This window comes from Pseudomonas sp. P5_B2 (assembly GCF_056400445.1).
In genome coordinates, this window is record NZ_JBFULH010001515.1 from 1 (window position 1) to 527 (window position 527).

The following is a 527-nucleotide window of genomic DNA, read 5'->3' on the forward strand; positions in this document are numbered from 1 at the left end:
CTAGGGGTACCCACATGAAAATAGGGATCGCGGCAGCGGTTGCACTTCTTGGTATTACCATTTCATCGGCTGCCAGTGCTGATTGGTATACAACTACACAAGACGACATCTTCTCAGGTGGCAAGAAAGCTATGATGCTCGGCTCCATAAACGCCTCGCAATCGATTGCATTCGACTGCGATTCAGAGAACCTGTCCCTCGCACTCCTGCAGAAAGAAAAATGGCAAGAGGGGCGGAWCAGTTCAGCTTTTAATCTACTAATCAAAGTAGATAAAGGTGAGATCCATCGATTCACAGCGGATAGCGCCCAACGCAATAACGATTACGTTCAGTACATCACTTTGGAGAAAGATGAAATCCTGAAGGTCTTAGCTGACCTTCGTGAAGCGAAATCGGTGGTTCAACTAGGACTTCAGTCAGATCAGTTCGACTCTAAGTGGTCTGGAACAGTATCCGTAAGCGGATCTACGCGAGAAACGGACAAATTCATAAAAGCATGCCAGTTGAAGTGACTGATCAGTAGCGGT

1 protein-coding gene is annotated in these 527 nt (G+C 47.0%); it reads left to right on the top strand.

Features of this window, described 5'->3' with window-relative positions:
* Positions 1–512, top strand: a 512-nt coding sequence (locus AC1DRJ_RS32140) for a hypothetical protein (RefSeq protein ID WP_477805631.1), incomplete at its 5' end; no start/stop codon positions are given.
* Between the last annotated feature and the right edge of the window lie 15 nt (positions 513–527).